This window comes from Pseudomonas sp. FSL R10-2189 (assembly GCF_009600325.1).
Taxonomy (GTDB): Bacteria; Pseudomonadota; Gammaproteobacteria; order Pseudomonadales; family Pseudomonadaceae; genus Aquipseudomonas; species Aquipseudomonas helleri.
This window is the reverse complement of sequence record NZ_WIVZ01000047.1, coordinates 1-22833: the sequence shown is the minus strand read 5'-3', so window position 1 is coordinate 22833 and position 22833 is coordinate 1. Positions and strand designations below refer to the sequence as shown.

Sequence of the window (22833 nt, the reverse complement as noted above, 5' to 3'; positions counted from 1 at the left end):
GGGCTTGCTCGCGATTCAGGCGCCTCGGTCAATCTGATTAGCGCGTCGATGCCATCGCGAGCAAGCCCGCTCCCACCCAGGTGTTCAGCGTTGTGCTTGCAACCAGCTTAAAACCCCCAACCCTGCGGCGCGCCCGCTGGCAAAGCAGCCGGTGAGCAAGTAGCCGCCGGTGGGGGCTTCCCAGTCCAGCATCTCGCCCGCGCAGAACACACCCGGTACTGCGTTGAGCATCAGGTTGTGATCCAGCGCCTCAAAGCGCACCCCGCCGGCGCTGCTGATGGCCTCGTCCAGCGGGCGTGCCTTGATCAGCGTCAGGGGCAGAGCCTTAATCGCTTTGGCCAACTGCGCCGGGTGGTTGAAGTCATCGGCCGGGGCCAGCTCGCGCAACAGTGCTGCTTTCACCCCGTCCAGACCCAACTGGCTGTGCAAATGCTTGCTCATCGAGCGTGAGCCGCGTGGCTTGGCCAAGGCCGCGGCGATTTTATCCACAGGCTTGTTGGGCAACAGATCGATCAGAACCGTCGCAGCGCCATGCTGGTTGATGGCCTCACGAATCGGCGCAGACCAGGCATAAATCAAACTGCCTTCGATGCCGCTGGCGGTGATCACGCATTCACCCAAGCGTGGTGCGCTGTGCTCCAGGGCAATGGCGATGTTCTTCAAGGGCGCCCCGGCGAACTTGCTGCGCAGCATCTCGCTCCAGCCCGCCACATCAAACCCGCAATTGCTCGGCTGCAAGGCCGCCAGCTCGACGCCGCGCTCTGCCAGCAGCGGCATCCACGCGCCATCAGAGCCCAGCCGTGCCCAACTGCCGCCGCCCAAGGCCAATACCACGGCATCCGGCTTGAGCTGTTTTTCGCCCTCGGGGCTGTCGATGCGCAACTGGCCGTCGGCTTGCCAGCCCAGCCAGCGGTGGCGGGTGTGGATAACTACGCCGGATTCGCGCAGGCGCTTGAGCCAGGCGCGCAGCAACGGCGCGGCTTTCATGTCGGTGGGGAACACCCGGCCCGAACTGCCGACAAAGGTTTCGATGCCCAGGTCGTGGATCCACTGGCACAGGGCATCGGCATCAAACGCCCGCAGCAACGGCGCCATGTGCGGCGCCCGCTCGGCATAACGCGATAAAAACGCCGGGTAAGGTTCGGAGTGGGTGATGTTCATGCCGCCGACACCCGCGAGCAAAAACTTGCGGCCTACCGACGGCATGCCGTCAAACAGATCCACCTGCACGCCCGCCTGGCTCAACACTTCGGCAGCCATCAAACCGGCGGGGCCACCGCCAATAATGGCGACGTGCGGGGAAGGGGAGGATGTGGGTTCAGTCATGGCAAGGCTGCAAATCGGCGAAATAAGCCGGGCATTCTACCTGAGGAACACCCACTACCCTGTGTAGGAGCGAGCTTGCCTCGCGATCTTTTGATCTTTTTAAAGATCGCGAGGCAAGCTCGCTCCTACACAGGCAAGGGCTGTACGAAAAACGTACAGCTTTCTGCAGGCCATACGCACCGTGGCCTGCAAAGGCTTTCACTCAGGTTATCCACAGGCAGTTCCACAGGCATTGTGGGTAAAAGACCCACAGCTTAATGACCGCCTGATGACAGCCAGACCTTCTGCGCGCTGTGGTGCAAGATCCCGTGGCGCCGTGCCAGCGCCTTGCGGTCTTTGCTGTAACCGCCGCCAATCACGCCCACCACCGGGATATCCCGGCCCAGGCAATGGCGCATCACGCTTTCATCCCGTGCCGCCACGCCTTCATCGGTCAGCTTCAAATAGCCCAGGGCATCGTCTTTATGCACATCCACGCCTGCGTCGTACAGCACCAGGTCCGGCTGATACAGCGGCAACAGGTAATTGAGCGCCTCGTCGACCACCTGCAAATACTCGGTGTCGCCCATGCCCATCGGTAGGCCTATGTCCCAGTCGCTTTGCGCCTTGCGAGCCGGAAAATTCTTTTCACAGTGCAGGGAAACGGTAATGGCATCGGGCGTATGTTCAAGAATTCGCGCCGTCCCATCGCCCTGATGCACGTCACAGTCGAAAATCAGTACGCGGTTGACCCGGCCGCTTTCCAGCAAGTAATGGCTGATCACCGCCAGGTCATTGAAGATGCAAAAGCCCGCAGGGTGATCGTAGTGGGCGTGGTGGGTGCCTCCGGCCAAGTGGCAGGCCAGCCCGTGTTCAAGGGCCTGTTCGGCGGCCAGCAGTGAGCCGCCCACGGCGCGAATGGTCCGCCGCGCCAGGGCTTCGCTCCAGGGCAAGCCCAGGCGGCGTTGATCTTCGCGGGCCAGTTCGCCGGCCATGTAGCGCTCGATATAGGCGCGGTCGTGGGCCAGCGCGAGGATATCCACAGGGCACAGCTCGGGGCGCAGCAAGTCGGCATCGCGGGTCAGCCCGGTGTCGATCAGGTGATCGTGCAGCAGGCGGAACTTGTCCATCGGGAAGCGATGCTCCGCGGGAAACTCCGGGCTGTAGTCTTCGTGGTAGATCAGCGGTACGGGCATAAGGATTTCACGTCGGAACGAGCGCTGGATATTAACAGCGCTGTACACTGCTGGGCATGTGCAAAGCCCGGTAACCACTGGAGAGGCCTGATGGAGCAGATCAAAGAGCTGGAAAGTCCGCGTTTGCGCCTGCGCCCCTGGCGTGACACTGACTTGCCAGAGTTCGCTGCCCTGTGCGCTGACCCGCAGGTGATGCGGTACTTCCCGGCGCCCCTGAGCCGCCTCGAAAGCGCAGCCCTGATTGGCCGTTTTCGCGGTCACTTTGCCGAATACGGCTACGGTATGTGGGCACTGGAGCGAAAAGACACCGGCGCCTTTATTGGCTGCACCGGGCTGTTAAATGTCAGTTTTGCCGCTGCATTCACCCCGGCCGTTGAAATAGGCTGGCGACTGGCGCCTGAACATTGGGGGTTGGGCTACGCCAGTGAGGCGGCCTGGGCGGTGTTGCGCTGCGCCTTTGATCGGCTGGCGCTGGACCAGGTGGTGTCGTTCACCAGCGAACCCAACCTGCCATCGCAAAAGGTCATGCAGGCCATCGGCATGCAGCGTGACCTGGATAGCGACTTTGAACATCCCAGGCTGGTTGAAGGTCATCCACTAAGGCCGCATGTGCTGTATCGCATTTCACGGGCACAGTGGCTGGAAACGTTGCACGGTTAAACGGGCTGAGGCCTGAACCGTAATTTTTTGTTGGCCGACGTAGCGAAGATTACGACGGTATTGCTCTGTGTGAGGAGAGTCTGAATGAGCCAAGTATTGGATGATCTGGTCAACTTGTTGACCCTGGAACCGATTGAAGAGAACCTCTTTCGCGGTAGCAGCCAGGACTTGGGCTTTCGCCAGCTGTTCGGCGGTCAGGTGCTGGGGCAATCGTTGTCGGCCATGAGCCAGACCGTAGAAGACGCTCGGCACGTGCATTCATTGCACGGTTATTTTTTGCGCCCCGGCGATGCCAGCTTGCCGGTGGTTTACCAGGTTGACCGGGTGCGTGATGGCGGCAGTTTCAGCACCCGCCGGGTGACGGCGATCCAGAAGGGTCAACCGATTTTCACCAGCAGCGCGTCGTTTCAATACGATGAGAACGGCTTTGAACATCAAAACCCGATGCCCGAGGTGGTGGGGCCGGAAAACCTGCCATCCGAGCTTGAGATGATTCGCCAGCGCGCGCACCTGATCCCTGAATCAATGCGTGAAAAGCTGCTGTGTGCCAAGCCCATCGAGTTCCGCCCGGTGGTCGGTGAAGACCCGTTCAACCCCCAGGTCAGCGACCCGATCAAATACGTGTGGTTTCGCGCCGATGGCACCTTGCCCGACAACCTGGCCCTGCACAAATACCTGCTGGCCTACGCCTCGGACTTCGGCTTGCTGACCACCTCGCTGCTGCCCCATGGCAAAGGCGTGTGGCAACGCGACATGCAAGTGGCCAGCCTCGACCACGCGTTGTGGTTCCACGGTGAGCTGCGCATGGATGACTGGTTACTCTACGCCATGGACAGCCCGTGGGCCGGTAACTCGCGCGGGTTCTCGCGCGGCAGTGTCTACAACCGCGCGGGCAAGCTGGTCGCCTCGGTGACGCAGGAAGGCCTGATCCGCCACCGCAAGGACTGGGCATGACACTCAAGGACATCAAGCATTGGGTGTTCGACATGGACGGCACCTTGACCCTCGCCGTGCATGACTTTGCGGCGATTCGTCAGGCGCTGAACATCCCGCCCGAAGACGACATCCTGACCCACCTCAACGGCTTGCCCGCTGACGAAGCGGCCGCCAAGCATGCCTGGTTGCTGGAGCATGAGCGCGAACTGGCATTGGCTTCCACGCCTGCGCCGGGCGCGATCGAGCTGGTGCGCGACCTGGCCGCCCGTGGTTTCCGCCTGGGCGTGCTGACGCGTAACGCTCAAGAGCTGGCGCACATCACCCTCAAGGCGATTGGTCTGGATCAGTGCTTTGCGCCGCAGGACGTATTGGGGCGCGAGAACGCCGCGCACAAACCCGACCCGGATGGTCTGCTGCAGTTGGCGCAAGCCTGGGCTGTTGCGCCGTCGGACATGGTGATGGTGGGCGACTACCGCTTTGACCTGGCATGCGGCCGTGCGGCGGGGAGCAAAACGGTACTGGTCAACGTCCCGGACAACCCGTGGCCCGAACTGACTGACTGGCACGCCAAAGACTGCGCCGAACTCCACCAACTGCTGAATTGACCCCCGTCTGTAGGAGCGAGCTTGCCTCGCGATCTTTTAAACGATCAAAAGATCGCGAGGCAAGCTCGCTCCTACAAAGAGCAGGGCAAACTTACCTCGCGAACAGCGCCTTTTGCCCTTCTGGCGAGGTGAACATCTCATCGCCGTTGTGGCCAACCCCCGGCACTTCAACCAAGCGTTGGTTGAGCCCCTGCGGATGGCGCTGGGTCAGGTAGTCAAAGTAGTTGTGCCCACGTATCAAGCGATACGCACCCTGGGCTTCGGCTTCGCAGCTTTTATCCAGCGCCGGATGGTTGGGGTCGGTGTCTTTGGCACCGAGCAAATAGGTAATGTCGCGGCTCACATAGTTTTGCTCAAGCGTGTGGTGCTTTTGCCCGGCCACGTAGGCGGGCAAGTCTTTCAGCCCGTATTTCCAGGTATTGAAGCCGGTGCAATTGGCTGGATCAAAGGTGGGCACCGGGCGCTGCTTGTCGAAATAGGCGTAGGACGACGGGTTGGCAATCACGTAACGCACCTTGATGCCTTCGGCCTCCAGGGCTTTGTCCGCCTGGGTGGTCAGGGCATAGCGCTGAGCCACTTGTGCTCCGCCCGAATGCCCGGCGATGACCACTTCGCGCAAATGGGGGAACAACTTGCGGTCGCCCAGGCGTTGCAAAATCTGGTCTATGGCCGCGTACGAACTCAAAGGTGTCGGACTGATCGCGGGCTCACCGGCCATCCAGTCATTGGCGTGCCAGCGCAGCACATCGTTGGGCAACGTGTGACGGGTGCCATCGCTCTCGTTGAGGAACTGCGGCGCAATCACCAGGGTTGTGGATAACTGTCCGGCTTGCGTCGCGGCTTTTTCGCCACTCTCCAGATAGGTTTGCGCATTGCGCAAGCGACCATGGATCACAATCAGCGCCCGCTGCACAGCGGGCAACGGTTGATTCCAGTTTTGACTGAGCCCGATATTCAGCTCGCTCGCGCCGATCTTCATCTGATCGGGGCTTAACACTTTGACCCCGTGTTCTGCGGCTATTGCCGAAGAGCACGCGAGCACCAGACCGACGACTGCCATCAACCGTTTTGCCATTTAAAGCCTCGCTGCCGAAAAGGTGTCGCATTGATTAATATCACCGTTGGCAAAACCGGTCTTGAACCACCTCACGCGTTGCGCAGAAGTGCCATGGGTGAATGAGTCGGGCATTACGCGCCCTTGTGACTGCTGTTGTAAACGGTCATCACCAATGGCGGTGGCGGCATTTAGAGCGGACTCAATGTCGCCCGGTTCCAGCCAGTCGTGACGTTTTTGCGCAAGGTTGGCCCACACCCCGGCCAGGCAGTCAGCTTGCAGTTCCTGACGCACCAATAAACCGCCGTCACCCTCCATGCGTTTGCCTTGCTGGCGGGCCATCTGCATTTTTGACGAAACCCCCAACAGCGTTTGCACGTGATGCCCCACTTCATGGGCGATCACATACGCCTGGGCAAAATCCCCGGCGGCCTTGAAGCGTTGGGCCATCTCCTGGAAGAAACTCATGTCCAGGTAAACCTTCTGGTCAGCCGGGCAATAAAACGGCCCGCTGGCCGCCGTGGCAAAGCCGCAGGCCGAACTGACCTGGCCGCGAAAAAGCACCAGCGTCGGGTCTTTATACGTGCGGCCTGACTGCTGAAACACCTGGCGCCAGGTGTCTTCGGTGTCGCCCAGAATCGCCCGTACAAAGTCAGCTTGCTGATCATTGGCAGGCGGTGCATGGCCTGCTTGTTGCGTCACCTGAGGTGACGACTGCTCCGTCAGTTGGCCACTGAGCTGGCCGAGAATCTGCAAAGGGTCCTGACCGGTGAGCAGACCAATCCCGACAATCACCACCACCGCCATCAGGCTCAAGCCTTTACCGCCGCCGATGCGCATTCCTCCACCGCCACCGGTACGTTGATCGCGCACGTCTTCAACGTTGTCGCTACGGCGGCCTTTTTTCCATTGCATGGAGGATTCCTCTGATAAATCTGTTTATTGAGTGTTGCTGCTCGGTAGGCACAGCGCCAGCCCGGCTGTCAGACGTTTGTTGAGCGGTGGATAAGTATGGACGTTGGTCGGATGACTTCACAGAGTTGTACTACATGCCGAGTCGACTGCTTGTAGGTTTGGGCTGACTGACTAAAGGGAGGGCGGAACGTAGGGTGGGCGTGACATTTTTCGTCATGCCCGAGGTTCCCATGCAAAAGAATAATCACGATGTTCCAGGGCCGGCCGAGACGAATGGCTTTGCGCACGTGGTGAAAATGATCAAAAGTGCTCAGCAGAGCGCCGCCATGGCTGTGAATGCGCATCTGATTGAGCTTTATTGGCAAGTCGGTGCTTTTATCAGTCAAAAACTTGAACACGCTGAATGGGGCGATTCTGTTGTCGAGCAACTGGCGGCCCATATTGCCCACACTCAGCCTGGGCTTAGAGGCTTTACCCGTCGAAATTTATTTCGTATGCGTCAATTCTATGAAGCGTACAAGGCAGAGGAACACTTAGTGTCAGCGCTGCTGACACAAATGCCCTGGACGCATCATTTAATGCTGCTAAGCCAATGCTCAATGGCACAGCAGCGAGCGTTCTACATACGTACGGCAATCGCTCAAAAGTGGTCGAGTCGTGAGCTGGGGCGCCAACTGCAAAGCGCATTATTTGAGAGAACGATCATTCAGCCTGCAAAGCTTTCGCCTGCATTAAAAGAGCGTATAGAGGACGTTACAAGCGTCTTTAAAGACGCTTATTTTCTGGAGTTTCTCCAATTGCCTAAGGGGCACAGTGAGTCAGGCTTGCATCAGGGTTTACTTGGCCATTTAAAAGCGTTTCTGACCGAGTTGGGGCATGACTTCTGTTTTGTTGATTCGCAGTACCCATTGCAGGTTGGCGCTCGTGACTTTGTGGTAGATCTGGTGCTGTTTCACCGAGGTTTGAATTGTCTGGTCGCGATTGAATTAAAGGTCGGGCGCTTCGAACCCGAGCACCTCGGCAAACTCAATTTCTACCTTGAAGCCCTGGACCGGGATCATCGCAGGCCGCACGAGAATCCGGCCATTGGGGTTTTATTGTGTGCCAGTAAAGAGGACGAAGTGGTTGAATACGCGCTGAACCGCTCATTGTCCCCGGCATTGATCGCCGATTATCAGACGCGTTTGCCGGACAAGAAGTTGTTGCAAGCCAAGCTCCACGAGTTTTATCTGCAAAACGTTCCCGTCGACGATGCGTAACCGCGTCCAGCCCTGCTCGGAGTTTTTACCCCTGTGAACATCGATACCCGCATCAAATACCGTCATCTGGTGTGCTTTCTGGAGATGGCACGCCAAGGCAGTTTGGCGCGGGCGGCGGATGTGTTGGCGGTGAGCCAGCCGGCCATGTCCAAAACCCTCAAGGAGCTTGAAGAGCTGCTGACGGTGAGTCTGTTTGTGCGCAGCAAAAGCGGTATCCGTCTGACCGAGGCCGGGGTGGCTTTCCTGCGTTATGCGACGCCGTCGGTGCAGGCTTTGCGCGAAGGGGTGAACGCCTTGCGCGGGGGCGAATACTCCGGGGGGACGGTGCGGCTGGGGGTGTTGTCCACCGTTGAGAGCCTGCTGGTACCCGAGTTGGTCAGCCGCCTGCACGCCCGCCATTCAGCGCTGGTGGTGAGTGTCGTGACCGGGCCGAGTGCGTATCTGTTGTCGCAGTTGCGTGTCGGTGATGTTGATTTGGTGATTGGGCGCATGACCGACAGCCCGGAAATTCAGGGCATGAACTTTGAGCACCTGTACAGCGAATCGATGACCCTGGTGGTGCGGCCGGGCCATCCGTTGCTGCAGGGCCCGCTGGACCGTAGCCAGCTGGAGCGCTACCCGCTGGTGTTGCCACTGGCCAACACCACCATCCGCACCTTTGCCGACAGCCTGTTTGTGCAGTGCGGCATCAGCCAGTCGCGCCAGCGTCTGGAAACCCTGTCAGTCACGGTGAGCCGCCGCTACGTGCTGCGTAACGATGCGGTGTGGATAGCCCCGCTGGATGCCGTGCGCCTGGACCTGGCCAGCGGCGAACTGCATGAGATCGACCTGGGCCAGCGTGAGCCGGGCGGTTCGATCGGCATTTGCAGTAACGCCCATGTGCCCATGTCGGTGGCGGCCCAAGGCTGTGTCGAGGTGCTGCGTGAGCTGGGGCAGGCCTATGCCGAAGGTGTTTATCCATAACCATTTGGTTATGTTTTGGATTGGCCTTTTCAATAGTGCTTGAACCACTGTTGTTTAAAACTGGCGCCTGGCCTTTATAAAAACAACAGGAGATCGACATGTCTGATGCAGACAGCCGGCGCTTTATCATCCGTGACCGCAACTGGCACCCCAAAGCCCTGACCCCTGATTACAAAACCTCGATTGCCCGTTCCCCGCGCCAGGCGCTGGTGAGCATTCCGCAATCGGTGAGCGAAACCAGTGGCCCTGATTTTTCCCACCTCAAATTCGGCAAGTTCGACAACGACCTGCTGTTGAACTTCAACAATGGCGGTTTGCCGGTCGGTGAGCGGATTTTGCTCTCGGGTCGTGTCTGCGACCAATACGGTAAGCCGATCCCGCACACCCTGGTAGAGATCTGGCAAGCCAACGCCGGTGGCCGTTATCGCCACAAAAACGACCGCTATCTGGCCCCGCTGGACCCGAACTTTGGTGGCGTGGGCCGCACACTCACGGACAGCCAGGGCTATTACAGCTTCCGTACCGTCAAGCCCGGCCCTTACCCGTGGCGCAACGGCCCCAATGATTGGCGCCCGGCGCATATTCACGTGTCGATCAGTGGCCCGTCGATTGCCACGCGCTTGATTACCCAGTTGTATTTCGAAGGCGATCCGTTGATTCCGATGTGCCCGATCGTCAAGTCGATTGCCAACCCTGAAGCCGTGCAAAGCCTGATTGCGCGGCTGGACATGGGCGCCGCCAATCCGATGGATTGCCTGGCCTATCGCTTTGACATCGTGCTGCGCGGTCAGCGCAAGACTCACTTCGAAAACTGCTGAGGAGCCTCGTCATGCCTATCGAACTGCTACCCGAAACGCCATCGCAAACGGCTGGCCCTTACGTGCATATCGGCCTGGCGCTGGCCGCCGCCGGTAACCCGTCACGTCCGGAAGAAATCTGGAACGACATGGCCAAGCCTGACGCGCCGGGCGAGCACATTGTGCTGGTCGGCAACGTCCATGACGGCAATGGCCATTTGGTCCGCGACTCCTTCCTGGAGTTCTGGCAAGCCAACCACGAAGGCGTTTACGACGAACATTTCGACTCCGAGAAGCCTTTCAACAGCTTCGGGCGTACGGCTACAACCTTTGATGCCGGGGAATGGACGCTCAACACGATCAAGCCGGGTGTGGTCAAAAATGCTGCCGGTGTGCCGATGGCGCCGCACATCAACGTGTCGCTGTTTGCCCGCGGGATCAACATCCATTTGCAGACCCGTCTGTACTTCAGCGATGAGCCGGAGGCCAACGGCAAATGCCCGGTGCTCAACCTGATCGAGCAACCACAGCGCCGTGAAACCCTGATTGCCCATCGCTGCGAAGTGAACGGCAAACCGGCGTACCGTTTTGATATCTATATTCAAGGCCCGAACGAAACGGTGTTCTTCGACTTTTAAGGGCTGCATGTGGGAGCAGGTTAACCCGCCTGACTCCCACATCAATGACTCACTCGTACTGCGTCACCCCCGCCATATGCCGCCCGGCGATGTAGCCAAAAGTCAGGGCCGGCCCAAGATTTATCCCACCTGCCGGGTAGTACCCGCCCATGATGCTGGCCATGTCCGTGCCTGCCGCATACAAGCCTTTTATTGCCTGACCGTCTGCGTTCAGCACTTGGGCGTGTTCGTTGGTTTTGAGCCCGGCAAAGGTGCCAAAGCAGCCGGGTTCGACCTTGACCGCGTAAAACGGACCTTTGCTGATCGGTGCCACGCAAGGGTTGGGCTTATGCAGCGGGTCACCTTGCTTGCGGTTGTACGGGGTTGAGCCGCGGCCAAACTGTGGGTCCTGGCCTGTTTGCGCGTGGCGGTTGTAGTCGTCCACGGTGGTTTGCAAGCCCTTGGCGTCAATGCCACACACGCGGGCCAGGCCTTCTAGGGTGTAGGCGCTTTTCAGGTAGCCGGACTGGATAAACGGCCCCACGGGGATGGGAAACGGCCGCGAGATGCCGAGCCCGTAGCGGCGCTGGAAGTCATGGGTGCAGATCAACCACGAAGCGACCGGTTCACCGGCTGGTGCTTGTTCCACCATGGCGGTGACGTAATCGTAATAGCCATTGGCTTCGTTGACGAAGCGCTGGCCGTTGCTCAATACGCCAATGATCCCCGGCTTGGCGCGTTCAATGATGTGCGGAAAGTGCCCGATGCTGCCGTCGCTGTGCGTGACGCGGGACACCGGAGCCCAGGCGACCGTGGAGTGCAAGTCGCTGTTGATCTGACCGCCAGCGCTTTCACCGAGGGTCAGACCATCGCCATTGACGCCCAGCGGCGGCAGGGCCAAGTGTTCGTGGCCGGTCGGTGTGCGCGGAAACAGCGCCTTGCGTCGCTCAATATCATTGGCGAAGCCCCCAGCGGCCAGCACCACCGCCTTGAGGGCGCGAATGCGGATGTCCCCGCGTGCTGTCTTGACCACTGCGCCAGTAACGCCTGCCTCGTCCTGAGTGAGTGATGTGACCGGTGCGGATTCCCACAGCAACACGCCCAAGTCTTCAGCCGACTTGGCCAGTCGTGCCACCAGCGCCACGCCGTTGACCAATTGCAAGGCGCGGCCATGCAGGGCGAGGTCAATTAGGTGGCGGCCAAAGCGCTTGGTCACGTGCCAGGCGGCCAGCAGTGAGCGTGTCAGGTTGAGAAAGGCCGCAAGGTCTGGCCCGGCCATGATCGGCATGCCCATAAAACTGGTTTCGCGCATGGTTTTGCGCAGCCGCTTGAGCAGCTTTCCGACCTCGCGGCCGTTATAGGGCGCGGCGATCACCGAGCGCCCGCCAGTCCCGGCGCCAGGGGTGTCGCCGTGGATGTCGGCAATGGCATTGCCATCGGCAAACTGCAAGCGGGTATGGCGCTCGAAGAACGCCACCATTCGCGGGCCAGCCTCCAGAAACGCGTCAATCATGGCCGGGTCGTAACGCTCGCCCAATTCATGCTTGAGGTAGGTGCGCGGCAATTCTACGTCTTCAATGATCCCGGCGCGTTTAGCCAGCGGGTTGCACGGCACCCAGGCCCAGCCGCCGGACCAGGCCGTGGCACCGCCGAAGACAGCATCCTTTTCGACCACGATAACTTTTTGCCCGTGCCAGGCGGCCGTGACGGCTGCGGACAAACCGGCCGCACCGGAGCCGACAATCAGCACATCACAGTCGATAACGTCAGGTTGAGGGGCTGCGGTCATGGTGGGGCTCCGGATTGAATCATTTTTGGAATTGAGTTCCAAAATATAAAGATTTGCTCTAAAAACAACAACCCCGAGTGTGTTTGTTCAGTTCCAGCTTTTGCGTTTGCGGGTTTACCTTTTAGAATCCTTTCATTTGCGAGGGCTTTGTATGGCTGGCAGTCAGATCGAACGGGTGTTCAGTGTGCTTGAGAGTCTCACGCAGGAGCCTCGCGGCGTGCCGATGCAGACGCTCGCCGAGCAATTGGGCATCCCTAAAAGTGCAACCCACCGCTTGCTCACCGAGTTGGTGCGGTTGGGCTATGTGCGGCAAAACAGCGAGAACAGCCGTTACCATCTGTCGACCAAGCTGGTCGCCATGGGCTTTCAATACCTGGCCAGCAGCGGGGCCGACATTGTGCAGCCGATCCTTGATCGGCTCGCCCAGGAAACCGGCGAACTGGTGCGTTTAGGCGTGGTGGACGGTGAGCGCCTGACCTGGATCGCCAAGTCCCAGGGCGCCCGCTCTGGCCTACGCTATGACCCGGATATGGGCCGCGATGCGCCGCTGTATTACACCGCGTCCGGGCATGCCTGGCTGGCCAGCATGAGCGATGCCATGGCCCTGGCACAGGTTGAACGCCAGGGCATTACGCCCCCCGAAGGCGTGGGGCCGAACGCACCGCACTCCAATGTGGAGTTGCTCGAGCGTCTGCGTATCGCCCGCGAGCAGGGCTATGCCTGCGTCGAAGAAAGTTCGGCGATTGGCACCAGCGCTATTGCCGCCGTGGTGCGCAGCCCGCTGGGCAAGCATGTGGTCGGTGTGTTGAGTGTGGCTGGCCCCAGTGCACGCCTGCCTCAGGCCCGCTTACACGAGCTGGCGCCATTGCTGCTGCAGTTCACCGAGGAGTTGTCAGTGGCCTGCCAGGCATCTGAACTGTTCGACGCCTGACGGCTAAATTGAACAGAGTGGTTAATTTATCTTGCAAGAAAGTGGAACTGGATTCTAAATTAATCGGAATTCTGTGATTCCATAATTCTTACAAGAGGATCAGCATTTTGAACGCTCCACTGCGTATCGCTTTGGTGGGCGCCGGCATCATGGGCCGCCAGCACCTTCATCATCTAAAAGGCCTCGACAGCGCTGTGCTCTGCGCGGTCGCAGATCCTGCGCCGCAGTCGGCCGGGTTTGCGGCGCAATGCGGGGTCGAATGGTTTGCTGACACGGCGCAGATGTTGGCGGCCGCAAAGCCCGATGGCGTGATCATCGCAAACCCCAACACCTTGCACGTGAGCACGGCGCTGACCTGCCTGGCAGCGGGTGTGCCGGTGCTGCTGGAGAAACCCGTAGGCGTGGATCTGGCAGAGGTGCGTACGCTGGTGGCGGCGTCGCGGGACAGTGGCGTGCCGGTGTTGGTGGGCCATCATCGGCGCCACAACCCGCTGATTGTGCGGGCCCATGAGCTGGTGCACAGCGGGGCGCTGGGGCGTCTGAGTACGGTGACTGCGTTGTGGCAACTGCAAAAGCCCGAGAGCTATTTCGACATTCCGTGGCGGCGTGAGGCCGGTGCGGGGATGCTGCTGACCAACCTGATCCACGACCTGGATCTGTTGCGCCATTTGTGCGGCGAAGTGCGACAGGTGCAGGCCATCACCAGCAATGCCGTGCGCGGCTATGGCAATGAGGACTGTGCGGCGGTCTTGCTGCAATTTGAAAACGGTGCGCTCGGTACGTTGACCGGTTCTGATGCCGTGGCCGCGCCCTGGAGCTGGGAACTGGACTCGGGGGAAAACCCGGTGTACCCGCGCCAGAGCGATCAACCCTGTTATTTGCTGGCAGGCACCGGCGGGGCGTTGAGCATCCCGCAGCTCAAACGCTGGCATTACGCCGAGGACGGCGCGGGCTGGCACCACCCGTTGCTGGTCGAGCAAGAAGCCTTCAAGCCCGATGAAGCCCTGCGTTTGCAACTGGAACATTTTGTTCGGGTGATTCGACGCGAGGTTGCGCCGTTGGTGAGCGCGGCGGATGCCGCCCGCACCCTGGCGCTGATTGAAGCCATTCGTGAAGCCGCTGCCACTGGCCGGGCCTGTGCCCCAGCCCCTATCGACGCCTGAAAGAGCCCACTATGAATTCTCGCCCTTTGTCCCTTGCTGCCCTGACCGTGCTGGAAGTCTCGCCGGTCGACATGATCGACATTGCCGCCCGCACCGGCTACAGCCATGTCGGTCTGCGCCTCGAACCTGCCACGCCAGAGGAGTACCACTTCCCGCTGGTCAATGACCCGGCTTTACGCAGGCAAACCCTCAAGCGCCTGCACGACACCGGCATCAAAGTGCTCGATATCGAGATTCTTCGCTTGAAGCCGCAGACCTGCGTGTCAGATTTCGACAAGATCCTGTCTGTGGGCGCTGAATTCGGCGCCACCGAGTTGCTGGTGGCCGGCAATGACCCCGATGAACAACGCATGACCGATAACTTTGCGCAATTGTGTGACTTGAGTCGCCCTTACGGGATCTATCCTCATCTTGAGTTCATGCCGTGGACCGATGCCAAGAACCTGCAGCAGGCGGTGCGGGTGGTTGAGCAGGCGGGCCGCGTCAATGGCTGCGTATTGGTCGATGCCTTCCATTTCAACCGCTCTGGCTCAAGCCTTGAAGACCTGAGCCGAGTAGAGCCGTCGCGCATGCGCTATATGCAGTTGTGCGACGTGGCGGGGCCAACGCCCGATGACATGCAGGAAATTTTGCGCCAGGCGCGTAATGAACGGCGTTTTCCCGGCGACGGTGACTGCGATTTGCTCGGCTTGCTGCGATTACTGCCCCAAGACATACCGCTGAGCCTTGAAATCCCCTGCGTAGAACTTCAGGCACAAGGCGTCAGCGCCGAACAACGGGCGCAATGGGCGATTGATAAAACCCGGGTGCTTTTGCAACAGCTGTAGTGCGTAGCGCCCGGATGCGGGTGGCTGAGTGCTGTGAGTCCATTGCTCCACATTGAGGTGTTCGATGACATTGCCTACGCCACTCTCAGGCGTTAACCAGCCACTCAAGGGCATTCTGCTGATCGTGATCGCGACGGCGTTGTTCTCCAGTCATGACGCGCTCTCCAAGTACTTGAGCGGTTTGTACCCCGTGGTGATGGTGGTGTGGGCGCGCTATATGGTGCACACCTTGCTGATGGCCAGTTACTTCTTGCCTCAGTCGGGGCTACGGGTGCTGCGCAGCAAGCGCCCGTTGCTACAGGTGTACCGGGCGATCTGTTTGCTGGGGTCCGGGCTGTTCTTCACCTTCGGGCTGCTGTACATCCCGTTGGCGGAAAACACTGCGGTTAACTTTTTGGCACCGTTATTGGTGGCGGCCCTGTCCGGGCCGTTGCTGGGCGAAAAAGTCACCCGGGGGCAATGGATTGCAGTGAGCTGCGGGTTTATCGGCGTGGTGGTGATCATCCATCCGGGGGGCGACTTGTTCACCCCGGCGGTGCTGCTGCCGATGTCGGCAGCGCTGTGTTTCAGTTGCTACCAGATCCTCACGCGCAAACTCAGCCTGTACGACACACCGACCACCAGTAACTTTTTTGCCGGGTTGTTTAACGCGCTGGTGCTGAGTGCGATGGTGCCGTTCTTTTGGCAGACGCCGACCTTGGTGCATGGCCTGGAAATGCTTGCGCTTGGCTCCCTGGGTATGACCGCGCACTTGCTCCTGACGCAGTCGTTCCGCCTGGCGGCCCCGGCCTTGCTGGCGCCTTTTAGTTACTGCCAGATCGTGTTTTCCGGGTTGCTGGGCTGGCTGCTGTTCAACCATACGCCGGACCTGACCTCACGGATCGGCATCGCGATTGTCTGCATCAGCGGGTTAGCGGCGGCTTGGCAACAGCGCAAGAAAAGGGCGGTTTAACCCTCAACTCCCTGTAGGAGCGAGCTTGCCTCGCGATCTTTTGACCTGAAAAAAAGCCCCTCTCCCGAAGGAGAAGGGCTGTTTGAACGCTTCGGATCGAACTCAAACCTGCGGGATTTTTCGCGGGGCCATGAAGTACATCCACGTCAGCGCAATGAAGTACATCGCCGGAATCATGGTGAACAACACGGTGTAGTTGTTGTTGGTGACGGTCAGTACATAACCCACGATTTGCGTCATGAACATGCCGCCGATGGCCGCGCACATGCCGCCAAAGCCGAACACCGTGCCCATCATGTGTTTAGGCGTGTAGTCCATCACCATGCTCCACACGTTGGCGGTCCAGGCCTGGTGCGCGCCCAGGGCCAATGCGATGGCGCCCACGGCAACCCACAGTTGGCTGGAGCCAGCGGCCATGACCACGCCGATGATGCATATCGCACACAGGAACATCGACACCAGCCGTGCCTTGACCGCCGCCATGCCGCGACTGATCAGCATCGAAGACAAAATCCCGCCACCGACGCTGCCGAAGTCGGCCGTGATGTAGATGATGATCAACGGGATGCCCATCTGCGTCACGTTGATGCCCAGGTTGTATTGCTGGTTCAAGAACGGCGGCAGCCAGTACAGGTAGAACCAGAACACCGGTGCGGTCAGCGAGTAAGACAACGCAAAGGCCCAGGTCCCGCGCATTTTCAGGATCGTGGCGAAACTGACTTTCTGTTGCTCCGGTTCTTTTTCGCTCTGGATGTAATTCAGTTCCTGTTTGCTCACGGTTGGGTGGTCTTCAGGGTTGTAGTACTTCAGCCCCCAGAAGATCAGCCAGATGCCGCCCAACGCCGCCATGCACAAAAACGCGGCTTGCCAGCCCCACACATGCAGCACCAGAGGCAACAGCATCGGGGTGAACATGGCGCCGACGTTGGTCCCGGCGTTGAAGATACCGCTGGCCACTGCGCGCTCACCGGCAGGGAACCACAGGCGCGTGGTTTTCACGCAGGCCGGGTAGTTGGCGGCTTCGGTCAGGCCGAGAATAAAGCGGCACATCATAAAGCCGACGGCCGAGGTGGCCAGGCCGTGGGCGCCGGTGGCCAGGCTCCACAGCAACACGGCGCAGAAGAACACGCGTTTGACCCCAACCCGGTCGATCAGGCGACCTTGCAGGACGAAGCCAATGGCGTAGCCCACCTGAAACCAGAAGTTGATGTTGGCGTAGTCCATCGCCGTCCAGCTCATTTCCTTGGCCAGAATCGGTTGCATCACGCCCAGTGCGGCGCGGTCGATGTAGTTCAGCGTGGTCGCGAAAAACACCAGGGCGAGCATGCCCCAGCGGGTTTTACCAATGGCCATGGCGCCGCGGATCTTGTCGCCAATACCGGCGTGCGGGGTGCTTTGGGCAGAGTTGACGTGTGTCGATTGAGAAGGGGTCATGGCTATTTACCCGTCCGTTGAAAGGTCGGGTACCACGCAGGCGGCAGAGCAAAGCAGAGCGTCATATCAATAAGAGCAAGCATGAGTGGTTACCCGTTTTTTTTGGAATTGTTATGTGGTGTTGTGCAGCATTTATTGCAAAAGGTACGGGTTGGATGGTGGCGATTGGACAAAAAGTCGTCAATTCAACAAAGGGCATAGTGTTCGATAATCGCACGCAAAACTAACCGGTTGGTACAGACTGGTTGCTCAATGATAGGGTGCCCTTAATAATCAGGCTATTAGAAATGCCGTCGGTTGCAGGCGGTGGCAATCATGGGAGTGTTAAATGAAGCGTTCAATCGCCACTGTTTCCTTGAGCGGCACCTTGCCGGAAAAGCTCGACGCCATTGCCGCAGCGGGTTTTGACGGGGTTGAGATCTTTGAAAATGACCTGCTGTACTACGACGGCAGCCCCCGCGAAGTGCGCCAGATCTGCGCAGACCTCGGCCTGGAAATCAGCCTGTTCCAACCGTTCCGTGACTTTGAAGGCTGCCGCCGCGACCGTCTGGCGCGCAACCTCGACCGCGCCGAGCGCAAATTCGACTTGATGCAGGAACTCGGTACCGACCTTGTGCTGGTGTGTAGCAATGTCGCCGCCGACTCGGTAGGTGATCGGCAAATCTTGCTGGACGACTTGAGCCTGCTGGCCGAACGCGCCGGGGCGCGTAACCTGCGCATCGGCTACGAAGCCCTGGCCTGGGGGCGGCACGTCAACACCTGGCAACAGGTCTGGGACCTGGTGCGCGAGATCGACCACCCGAGCCTTGGCGTGCTGCTCGACAGCTTCCACACCTTGTCGCTCAAAGGCGACCCGAGCGGCATTGCGCAGATTCCCGGCGACAAGATCTTCTTTGTGCAAATGGCCGATGCGCCCATTTTGGCGATGGACGTGCTGGAGTGGAGCCGTCACTTCCGTTGCTTCCCGGGGCAGGGCGAGTTCGACTTGCCGGGCTTTCTGGCGCCGATCATTCAGAGCGGCTACACCGGGCCCTTGTCGCTGGAGATCTTCAATGACGGCTTCCGCGCAGCGCCTACCCGCGCCAACGCGGCAGATGGCCTGCGTTCATTGCTGTACCTCGAAGAGAAAACCCGCGAGCGGCTGGTCCAGGAGGCCGCGCCTGCCGCCAGTCTTGAGCCGTTGTTTTCGCCACCCAAGGCCAGTGACTACAAGGGCATTGAGTTTCTGGAGTTCGCTGTCGATGACAATCAGGGTGCGCAACTGACCCACTGGCTTGAGCGTTTGGGCTTCAGCAAGGCCGGTCTGCACCGCTCCAAAAATGTCAGCTTGCTGCGTCAGGGCGACATCAACCTGGTGCTCAACGCCGAGCCTTATTCATTTGGGCATAACTTTTTTGAGGCGCACGGCCCGTCGCTGTGCGCCACCGCCATTCGCGTGCAAGACAGCGCCAGCGCGCTGGCCCGTGCCGTGGCCTATAAAGGCCAGCCCTATCGAGGCCTGGTCGGCCCCAATGAGCTGGAACTGGCGGCGGTTCGTGCGCCGGATGGCAGCCTGATTTATCTGGTCGATCAGGACGAAGCGGGTAACCCGTTGTACGAATCGGACTTCAACCTTGCGACCGCCCACACCGGCCAAGGCGGGCTCAAGCGCATTGACCACATGGCCATGGCGTTGCCAGCCGACAGCCTCGACAGCTGGGTGCTGTTCTACAAGAGCCTGCTGGACTTTGAAGCGGATGACGAAGTGGTGTTGCCGGACCCGTACGGGTTGGTCAAAAGCCGCGCATTGCGTAGCCGTTGCAGCACGATTCGTTTGCCGCTGAACATTTCCGAGAACAAAAACACCGCCATCTCACATGCGTTGTCGAGTTATCGCGGCTCCGGTGTGCATCACATTGCGTTTGAGTGCGACGACCTGTTTGCTGAAGTCAGCCGCGCCAAAGCCGCAGGCGTGCCGCTGCTGGATATCCCGTTGAACTACTACGACGACCTGGCGGCGCGCTTTGATTTTGACGATGAGTTCTTGAGCGAACTGGCCTACTTCAACGTCTTGTACGACCGCGACGCTCAGGGCGGTGAGTTGTTTCATGTGTACACCGAGCCGTTTGCCGGGCGCTTCTTCTTTGAGTTGTTGCAGCGCAAAAACGGCTATGCCGGCTATGGCGCGGCCAACGTGGCGGTACGTTTGGCGGCGATGGCCAAGTCGCGCACCGGGGCGGTGCGTCAGGCCAAGCTGTAGGACGTTGCGCGAATACGTTTGTCGACTTCCTTCGATGAACCTCTCGGGCCATAATCGCGGCCATCTTCCGATGGCCGTGAGCCTGTAATGACCCAGATAACAGAAGTCGACACCGACGCCACGGCGCCCGCAGTCGAACCGCGCAAGAGCCGGAAAAACAACCCGGAAAAGACCCGCGAAAACATCCTTCAGGAAGCCCTGGCCGAGTTCGTCGAACAGGGGCTGGCGGGCGCACGCGTGGATGCCATCGCGGAACGTACCCGCACTTCCAAACGCATGATCTATTACTACTTCACCAGCAAAGAGCAGCTCTACGTCGAAGTGCTGGAGAAGCTCTACGGCGAGATCCGCAGCACCGAAAACCTGCTGCACCTGGATGAAATGGAACCCCGGCAGGCGATTAAAAAGCTGGTTGAATTTACCTTTGATCACCACGACCTGAACGCCGATTTTGTGCGCATGGTCAGCGTCGAAAATATCCACAAGGGCGAATACATCAAGCGTTCGGAAGGCATCAAGGCCATGAACGACACGATTGTTCATGCCCTCGAAGAGATCCTGCGTCGTGGCGTTGAGCAGCAGGTGTTCCGCCCCGGTTTAAATCCGTTGGACGTGCACCTGCTGGTCAGTTCGTTCTGTTTTTACCGCGTGTCCAACCGCTACACAGTCGGTGAGATTTTTCAGATCGATTTGTCCGACCCGCAGGTTAAACAGCGTCAGCGCGAGATGATCTGCGACTCGGTGCTGCGCTATTTACAGGTGTGAGTAAGACAAGGCCTTAGCCGTTCATTTCCTGGCCATTCATTTCCTGGCTGTTCATTTCCTGAAAATGCGCGAGCAGGCGTGAGGCGTCAGCGGTGGCGCCGCTGATCAGTTCAAACGCCTTGACCGCCTGGAACACCGCCATGTTGCCGCCGTCCAGCGTGCGGCAACCCAGCGCGCGGGCATGGCGTAGCAACTCGGTTTGCAACGGGAAGTACACAATCTCGGCCACCCACAGTTCTGAGCGCAGCCACTGTGCGGGCACGGGCATGCCCGGCAGCTTGGCCATGCCCATGGGCGTGGTGTTGACCAGCCCGTTGGCCTTGCTCAGCGAGGTTTCAAGATCGGTGCCCGCCCCGGCCCGCGAGCCGGCAAAGTGCTGATTCAAGTTGTCTGCCAGGCTCTGTGCGCGGGCTTGGTCGACGTCAAAAATATCCAGCCGGTGTACGCCTTCGCTGAGCAATGCGTAGGCCACCGCAGAGCCTGCGCCACCCGCGCCCATTTGCACCACGTGCTGCACGGCAACGCCGCTCAAGCCGCGACGAAAACCCTCGGCAAACCCCGAACAGTCGGTGTTGTGGCCGATGCGCTTGCCGTCCCGGAAAATCACCGTGTTCACGGCGCCAATACCACGGGCCTGATCAGATAACTCGTCCAGCCAGGGCATGATCGCCTGCTTGCACGGGTAGGTAATGTTCAAGCCGCTGAAGCCCATACGCTCAGCGGCGGTCAGCAGGTCGGGCAGGGCGTTGTTATCGAGCTGCAACACGTCCAGATCGATCAACTGGTACACGTAACGCAGCCCTTGCGCCTCGCCTTCGCGCTCGTGCATTGCCGGTGTGCGGGAGGCCTGGATACCGGCGCCGATCAGCCCGGCCAGCACTGACTTGGGTGTGTGGGTCGACATGCGCTTAGCCCTTAAGTTGGCGGCTGAGGTGTTGCAAGGCCAAGCGGTAACCGTTGCTGCCAAACCCGCACAACACGGCTTGGGCAATGCCCGAGACGAAGGAGTGATGCCGGAAGGCTTCGCGGGTATGGACGTTGGACAGATGCACTTCAATCACTGGCAGTTCACTGGCGACCAAGGCATCGCGAATGGCCACCGATGTGTGGGTCCAGGCGGCCGGGTTGATCACAATCGCGGCACAGCGCTGGCGAGCGCCATGGATCCAGTCGAGCAGTTCGCCTTCGTGGTTGGTTTGGCGAAACTCAACGTTCAAGCCTTCTTCGCGGGCCGTCTGGCCGCACAAATTGGCAATGTCTGCCAGCGTTTCGTGGCCGTAAATACCGGGTTCGCGGGTGCCAAGCAAGTTCAGGTTGGGGCCGTTAAGCACCAGGACGATAGGGGACATAGCAAGCCAACTCTACTTTGTTTTTATAGGGTCGCCTGAGCGCTGCTCAAGCGGTTGGCTTAAATTGTACCAGCCGGTTAATAAGGTCAATTGGGTGACAAATACCGACCCCGGTTTACGCCATTAAGTGGGCGTTTATCGAACAGTGCGCGGTTGTCGCTAATATCAATTGAAAATCATTCTCGACAAAAAGTAAGATAGCCGCCCCTTTTCCTCATGCGTCAGGGAGTCGGTTTGTCGGATATGGACCTCAAGGGCTTGTTCCTCAAGCATGCCAGTACCCTGCGCGGGTACCTGGCGCGCAAGGTGCGAGACCCACAGCTGGCCGCCGATCTGGTGCAGGAGAGCTTCCTGCGCCTGGCCGAGCGCGGGCGCAAGGAACAGATCGACAACTCCCCCGGTTACCTCTACCGCGTGGCGGGCAACCTGCTAGTCGATCACATCCGCCAGGAAAACCGGCGCAAAACCGACTCGGTGACGCACGAGGCCTTGGCTAACATCGAGGACGAAATGGCAGAGCTGGAGGCTCAGGCAATGGCTGAACAACAGCGCATGGCGCTCAAGCAGGCACTGTCAGAGCTGCCCGAGCGCACGCAGGAAATCTTCCGCCTCAACCGCATCGAAGGCATGACCCATGCAGAAGTGGCGCGCCAACTTGATATTTCTGACAGCTCCGTGCAAAAGCATCTGTCCAAAGCGCTGGCGTATGTCATGCAACGACTTCAAGCAGCTGAGAAATAACCTACCTGAGTTTCGATAAACGGCTTACTGAATATCGGCAGGCCAGACGTCACTGCTTATACATAACGAGAAATTGAGATTCACACGTGAATAGCCAAGGCCGCGAACAACAGATCATCACTGAGACGGCCGCCGAGTGGGCGGTGCGCCTGCACGCGGGTGACCTGGACGCGGCGGCGCAGGTGCAACTTGAACAATGGCTGGCCGCTGATGAGCGCCACGCGCCTGCCTTGCAGTTTGCCAAGCAAACCTGGGCGGCCTTGGGGGCCTTGGCGCAGGACCCGGAAATGGCCAGGCCAACCCCACGCCGTCAGCGCCCGGAAGCGCCGCGCCCTG

23 protein-coding genes are annotated in these 22833 nt (G+C 59.6%); 15 read left to right on the top strand and 8 right to left on the bottom strand.

Annotation, left to right across the window (positions count from 1 at the left end; translation table 11 throughout):
- Window positions 1-84: 84 nt before the first annotated feature.
- A complete protein-coding gene (locus GHO32_RS23565; protein ID WP_153336353.1) occupies window positions 85-1326 on the bottom strand; it encodes a TIGR03862 family flavoprotein in 1242 nt (413 codons plus the stop codon).
- 254 nt (window positions 1327-1580) lie between these two features.
- On the bottom strand, window positions 1581-2501 hold the full coding sequence (locus GHO32_RS23560) for a histone deacetylase (RefSeq protein WP_153336352.1): 921 nt from the start codon (window positions 2499-2501) through the stop codon (window positions 1581-1583).
- Window positions 2502-2591: 90 nt separating this feature from the next.
- On the opposite strand from GHO32_RS23560, the gene GHO32_RS23555 reads away from it, so the two are divergent.
- From GHO32_RS23555 to GHO32_RS23545, 3 genes are all read left to right on the top strand, one after another.
- Window positions 2592-3161 (top strand): GNAT family N-acetyltransferase, encoded by a 570-nt coding sequence (locus GHO32_RS23555; protein WP_153336351.1) that lies wholly within the window; start codon window positions 2592-2594, stop codon window positions 3159-3161.
- A gap of 84 nt (window positions 3162-3245) precedes the next feature.
- Complete coding sequence (tesB, locus tag GHO32_RS23550; RefSeq protein ID WP_153336350.1) at window positions 3246-4115, top strand: acyl-CoA thioesterase II; 870 nt, start codon at window positions 3246-3248, stop codon at window positions 4113-4115.
- The gene (locus GHO32_RS23545) at window positions 4112-4702 is read left to right on the top strand and encodes an HAD family hydrolase (RefSeq protein WP_153336349.1); all 591 of its coding nucleotides are present in this window, start codon (window positions 4112-4114) and stop codon (window positions 4700-4702) included. Before tesB ends, GHO32_RS23545 begins: the two co-directional genes overlap by 4 nt.
- Before the next feature lie 91 nt (window positions 4703-4793).
- Here GHO32_RS23545 and GHO32_RS23540 read toward each other — a convergent pair whose 3' ends face one another.
- Both GHO32_RS23540 and GHO32_RS23535 read right to left on the bottom strand, forming a co-directional pair.
- Window positions 4794-5777, bottom strand: a complete 984-nt coding sequence (locus tag GHO32_RS23540) for an alpha/beta fold hydrolase (protein ID WP_153336348.1) — start codon at window positions 5775-5777, stop codon at window positions 4794-4796.
- Window positions 5778-6671 (bottom strand): neutral zinc metallopeptidase, encoded by an 894-nt coding sequence (locus tag GHO32_RS23535; RefSeq protein WP_048367481.1) that lies wholly within the window; start codon window positions 6669-6671, stop codon window positions 5778-5780. It lies immediately after the preceding gene.
- A 230-nt stretch (window positions 6672-6901) separates the two neighbouring features.
- On the opposite strand from GHO32_RS23535, the gene GHO32_RS23530 reads away from it, so the two are divergent.
- From GHO32_RS23530 to pcaG, 4 genes are all read left to right on the top strand, one after another.
- Entirely contained in the window at window positions 6902-7930 is a 1029-nt protein-coding gene (locus GHO32_RS23530; protein WP_256665445.1) for a YhcG family protein, read from the top strand.
- Window positions 7931-7963: 33 nt separating this feature from the next.
- Window positions 7964-8893: a pca operon transcription factor PcaQ gene (pcaQ, locus tag GHO32_RS23525; RefSeq protein WP_368668342.1), complete on the top strand. Its 930-nt coding sequence runs from the start codon at window positions 7964-7966 to the stop codon at window positions 8891-8893.
- A gap of 98 nt (window positions 8894-8991) precedes the next feature.
- Window positions 8992-9711: a protocatechuate 3,4-dioxygenase subunit beta gene (gene pcaH / locus GHO32_RS23520; protein WP_048367478.1), complete on the top strand. Its 720-nt coding sequence runs from the start codon at window positions 8992-8994 to the stop codon at window positions 9709-9711.
- 11 nt (window positions 9712-9722) lie between these two features.
- The gene (pcaG, locus tag GHO32_RS23515; RefSeq protein ID WP_048390612.1) at window positions 9723-10328 is read left to right on the top strand and encodes a protocatechuate 3,4-dioxygenase subunit alpha; all 606 of its coding nucleotides are present in this window, start codon (window positions 9723-9725) and stop codon (window positions 10326-10328) included.
- Between the two features lie 49 nt (window positions 10329-10377).
- Here pcaG and GHO32_RS23510 read toward each other — a convergent pair whose 3' ends face one another.
- Window positions 10378-12096: an FAD-dependent oxidoreductase gene (locus tag GHO32_RS23510; protein WP_153336346.1), complete on the bottom strand. Its 1719-nt coding sequence runs from the start codon at window positions 12094-12096 to the stop codon at window positions 10378-10380.
- Window positions 12097-12247: 151 nt separating this feature from the next.
- Between GHO32_RS23510 and GHO32_RS23505 the strand changes: the two genes are divergently transcribed.
- From GHO32_RS23505 to GHO32_RS23490, 4 genes are all read left to right on the top strand, one after another.
- On the top strand, window positions 12248-13027 hold the full coding sequence (locus GHO32_RS23505) for an IclR family transcriptional regulator (protein ID WP_048367474.1): 780 nt from the start codon (window positions 12248-12250) through the stop codon (window positions 13025-13027).
- A 107-nt stretch (window positions 13028-13134) separates the two neighbouring features.
- Window positions 13135-14190 (top strand): Gfo/Idh/MocA family protein, encoded by a 1056-nt coding sequence (locus GHO32_RS23500; protein ID WP_153336345.1) that lies wholly within the window; start codon window positions 13135-13137, stop codon window positions 14188-14190.
- Window positions 14191-14201: 11 nt separating this feature from the next.
- Window positions 14202-15017 (top strand): sugar phosphate isomerase/epimerase, encoded by an 816-nt coding sequence (locus tag GHO32_RS23495; RefSeq protein WP_153336344.1) that lies wholly within the window; start codon window positions 14202-14204, stop codon window positions 15015-15017.
- 64 nt (window positions 15018-15081) lie between these two features.
- Entirely contained in the window at window positions 15082-15969 is an 888-nt protein-coding gene (locus tag GHO32_RS23490; protein ID WP_153336343.1) for a DMT family transporter, read from the top strand.
- Between the two features lie 102 nt (window positions 15970-16071).
- On the opposite strand, the gene GHO32_RS23485 is transcribed toward GHO32_RS23490, so the two are convergent.
- On the bottom strand, window positions 16072-17403 hold the full coding sequence (locus GHO32_RS23485) for an MFS transporter (RefSeq protein ID WP_153336342.1): 1332 nt from the start codon (window positions 17401-17403) through the stop codon (window positions 16072-16074).
- A 328-nt stretch (window positions 17404-17731) separates the two neighbouring features.
- Here GHO32_RS23485 and quiC point away from each other — a divergent pair, with 328 nt between their 5' ends.
- Both quiC and GHO32_RS23475 read left to right on the top strand, forming a co-directional pair.
- Complete coding sequence (gene quiC, locus GHO32_RS23480) at window positions 17732-19642, top strand: 3-dehydroshikimate dehydratase QuiC (protein WP_153336341.1); 1911 nt, start codon at window positions 17732-17734, stop codon at window positions 19640-19642.
- Between the two features lie 87 nt (window positions 19643-19729).
- Window positions 19730-20407, top strand: a complete 678-nt coding sequence (locus GHO32_RS23475; protein ID WP_048367465.1) for a TetR/AcrR family transcriptional regulator — start codon at window positions 19730-19732, stop codon at window positions 20405-20407.
- A 13-nt stretch (window positions 20408-20420) separates the two neighbouring features.
- Here the strand turns inward: GHO32_RS23475 and GHO32_RS23470 are convergent, their stop codons facing one another.
- Window positions 20421-21311: a shikimate dehydrogenase gene (locus GHO32_RS23470; protein ID WP_153336340.1), complete on the bottom strand. Its 891-nt coding sequence runs from the start codon at window positions 21309-21311 to the stop codon at window positions 20421-20423.
- 4 nt (window positions 21312-21315) lie between these two features.
- On the bottom strand, window positions 21316-21756 hold the full coding sequence (gene aroQ, locus GHO32_RS23465; protein ID WP_048367462.1) for a type II 3-dehydroquinate dehydratase: 441 nt from the start codon (window positions 21754-21756) through the stop codon (window positions 21316-21318).
- Window positions 21757-21990: 234 nt separating this feature from the next.
- Here aroQ and GHO32_RS23460 point away from each other — a divergent pair, with 234 nt between their 5' ends.
- Both GHO32_RS23460 and GHO32_RS23455 read left to right on the top strand, forming a co-directional pair.
- Window positions 21991-22497, top strand: a complete 507-nt coding sequence (locus GHO32_RS23460) for an RNA polymerase sigma factor (RefSeq protein WP_153336339.1) — start codon at window positions 21991-21993, stop codon at window positions 22495-22497.
- A gap of 86 nt (window positions 22498-22583) precedes the next feature.
- The coding region (locus GHO32_RS23455) for a FecR/PupR family sigma factor regulator (RefSeq protein WP_372239837.1) at window positions 22584-22833 on the top strand (250 nt) is incomplete at its 3' end.

Coding starts and splice junctions, on each gene's coding strand:
- tesB (WP_153336350.1), top strand. CDS start 3,246: ATGAGCCAAGTATTGGATGATCTGGTCAACTTGTTGACCCTGGAACCG.
- GHO32_RS23565 (WP_153336353.1), bottom strand. CDS start 1,326: ATGACTGAACCCACATCCTCCCCTTCCCCGCACGTCGCCATTATTGGC.
- GHO32_RS23470 (WP_153336340.1), bottom strand. CDS start 21,311: ATGTCGACCCACACACCCAAGTCAGTGCTGGCCGGGCTGATCGGCGCC.
- GHO32_RS23510 (WP_153336346.1), bottom strand. CDS start 12,096: ATGACCGCAGCCCCTCAACCTGACGTTATCGACTGTGATGTGCTGATT.
- aroQ (WP_048367462.1), bottom strand. CDS start 21,756: ATGTCCCCTATCGTCCTGGTGCTTAACGGCCCCAACCTGAACTTGCTT.
- GHO32_RS23545 (WP_153336349.1), top strand. CDS start 4,112: ATGACACTCAAGGACATCAAGCATTGGGTGTTCGACATGGACGGCACC.
- pcaG (WP_048390612.1), top strand. CDS start 9,723: ATGCCTATCGAACTGCTACCCGAAACGCCATCGCAAACGGCTGGCCCT.
- GHO32_RS23560 (WP_153336352.1), bottom strand. CDS start 2,501: ATGCCCGTACCGCTGATCTACCACGAAGACTACAGCCCGGAGTTTCCC.
- GHO32_RS23535 (WP_048367481.1), bottom strand. CDS start 6,671: ATGCAATGGAAAAAAGGCCGCCGTAGCGACAACGTTGAAGACGTGCGC.
- GHO32_RS23490 (WP_153336343.1), top strand. CDS start 15,082: ATGACATTGCCTACGCCACTCTCAGGCGTTAACCAGCCACTCAAGGGC.
- GHO32_RS23495 (WP_153336344.1), top strand. CDS start 14,202: ATGAATTCTCGCCCTTTGTCCCTTGCTGCCCTGACCGTGCTGGAAGTC.
- GHO32_RS23505 (WP_048367474.1), top strand. CDS start 12,248: ATGGCTGGCAGTCAGATCGAACGGGTGTTCAGTGTGCTTGAGAGTCTC.
- GHO32_RS23540 (WP_153336348.1), bottom strand. CDS start 5,777: ATGGCAAAACGGTTGATGGCAGTCGTCGGTCTGGTGCTCGCGTGCTCT.
- GHO32_RS23485 (WP_153336342.1), bottom strand. CDS start 17,403: ATGACCCCTTCTCAATCGACACACGTCAACTCTGCCCAAAGCACCCCG.
- GHO32_RS23555 (WP_153336351.1), top strand. CDS start 2,592: ATGGAGCAGATCAAAGAGCTGGAAAGTCCGCGTTTGCGCCTGCGCCCC.
- GHO32_RS23530 (WP_256665445.1), top strand. CDS start 6,902: ATGCAAAAGAATAATCACGATGTTCCAGGGCCGGCCGAGACGAATGGC.
- quiC (WP_153336341.1), top strand. CDS start 17,732: ATGAAGCGTTCAATCGCCACTGTTTCCTTGAGCGGCACCTTGCCGGAA.
- pcaH (WP_048367478.1), top strand. CDS start 8,992: ATGTCTGATGCAGACAGCCGGCGCTTTATCATCCGTGACCGCAACTGG.
- GHO32_RS23475 (WP_048367465.1), top strand. CDS start 19,730: ATGACCCAGATAACAGAAGTCGACACCGACGCCACGGCGCCCGCAGTC.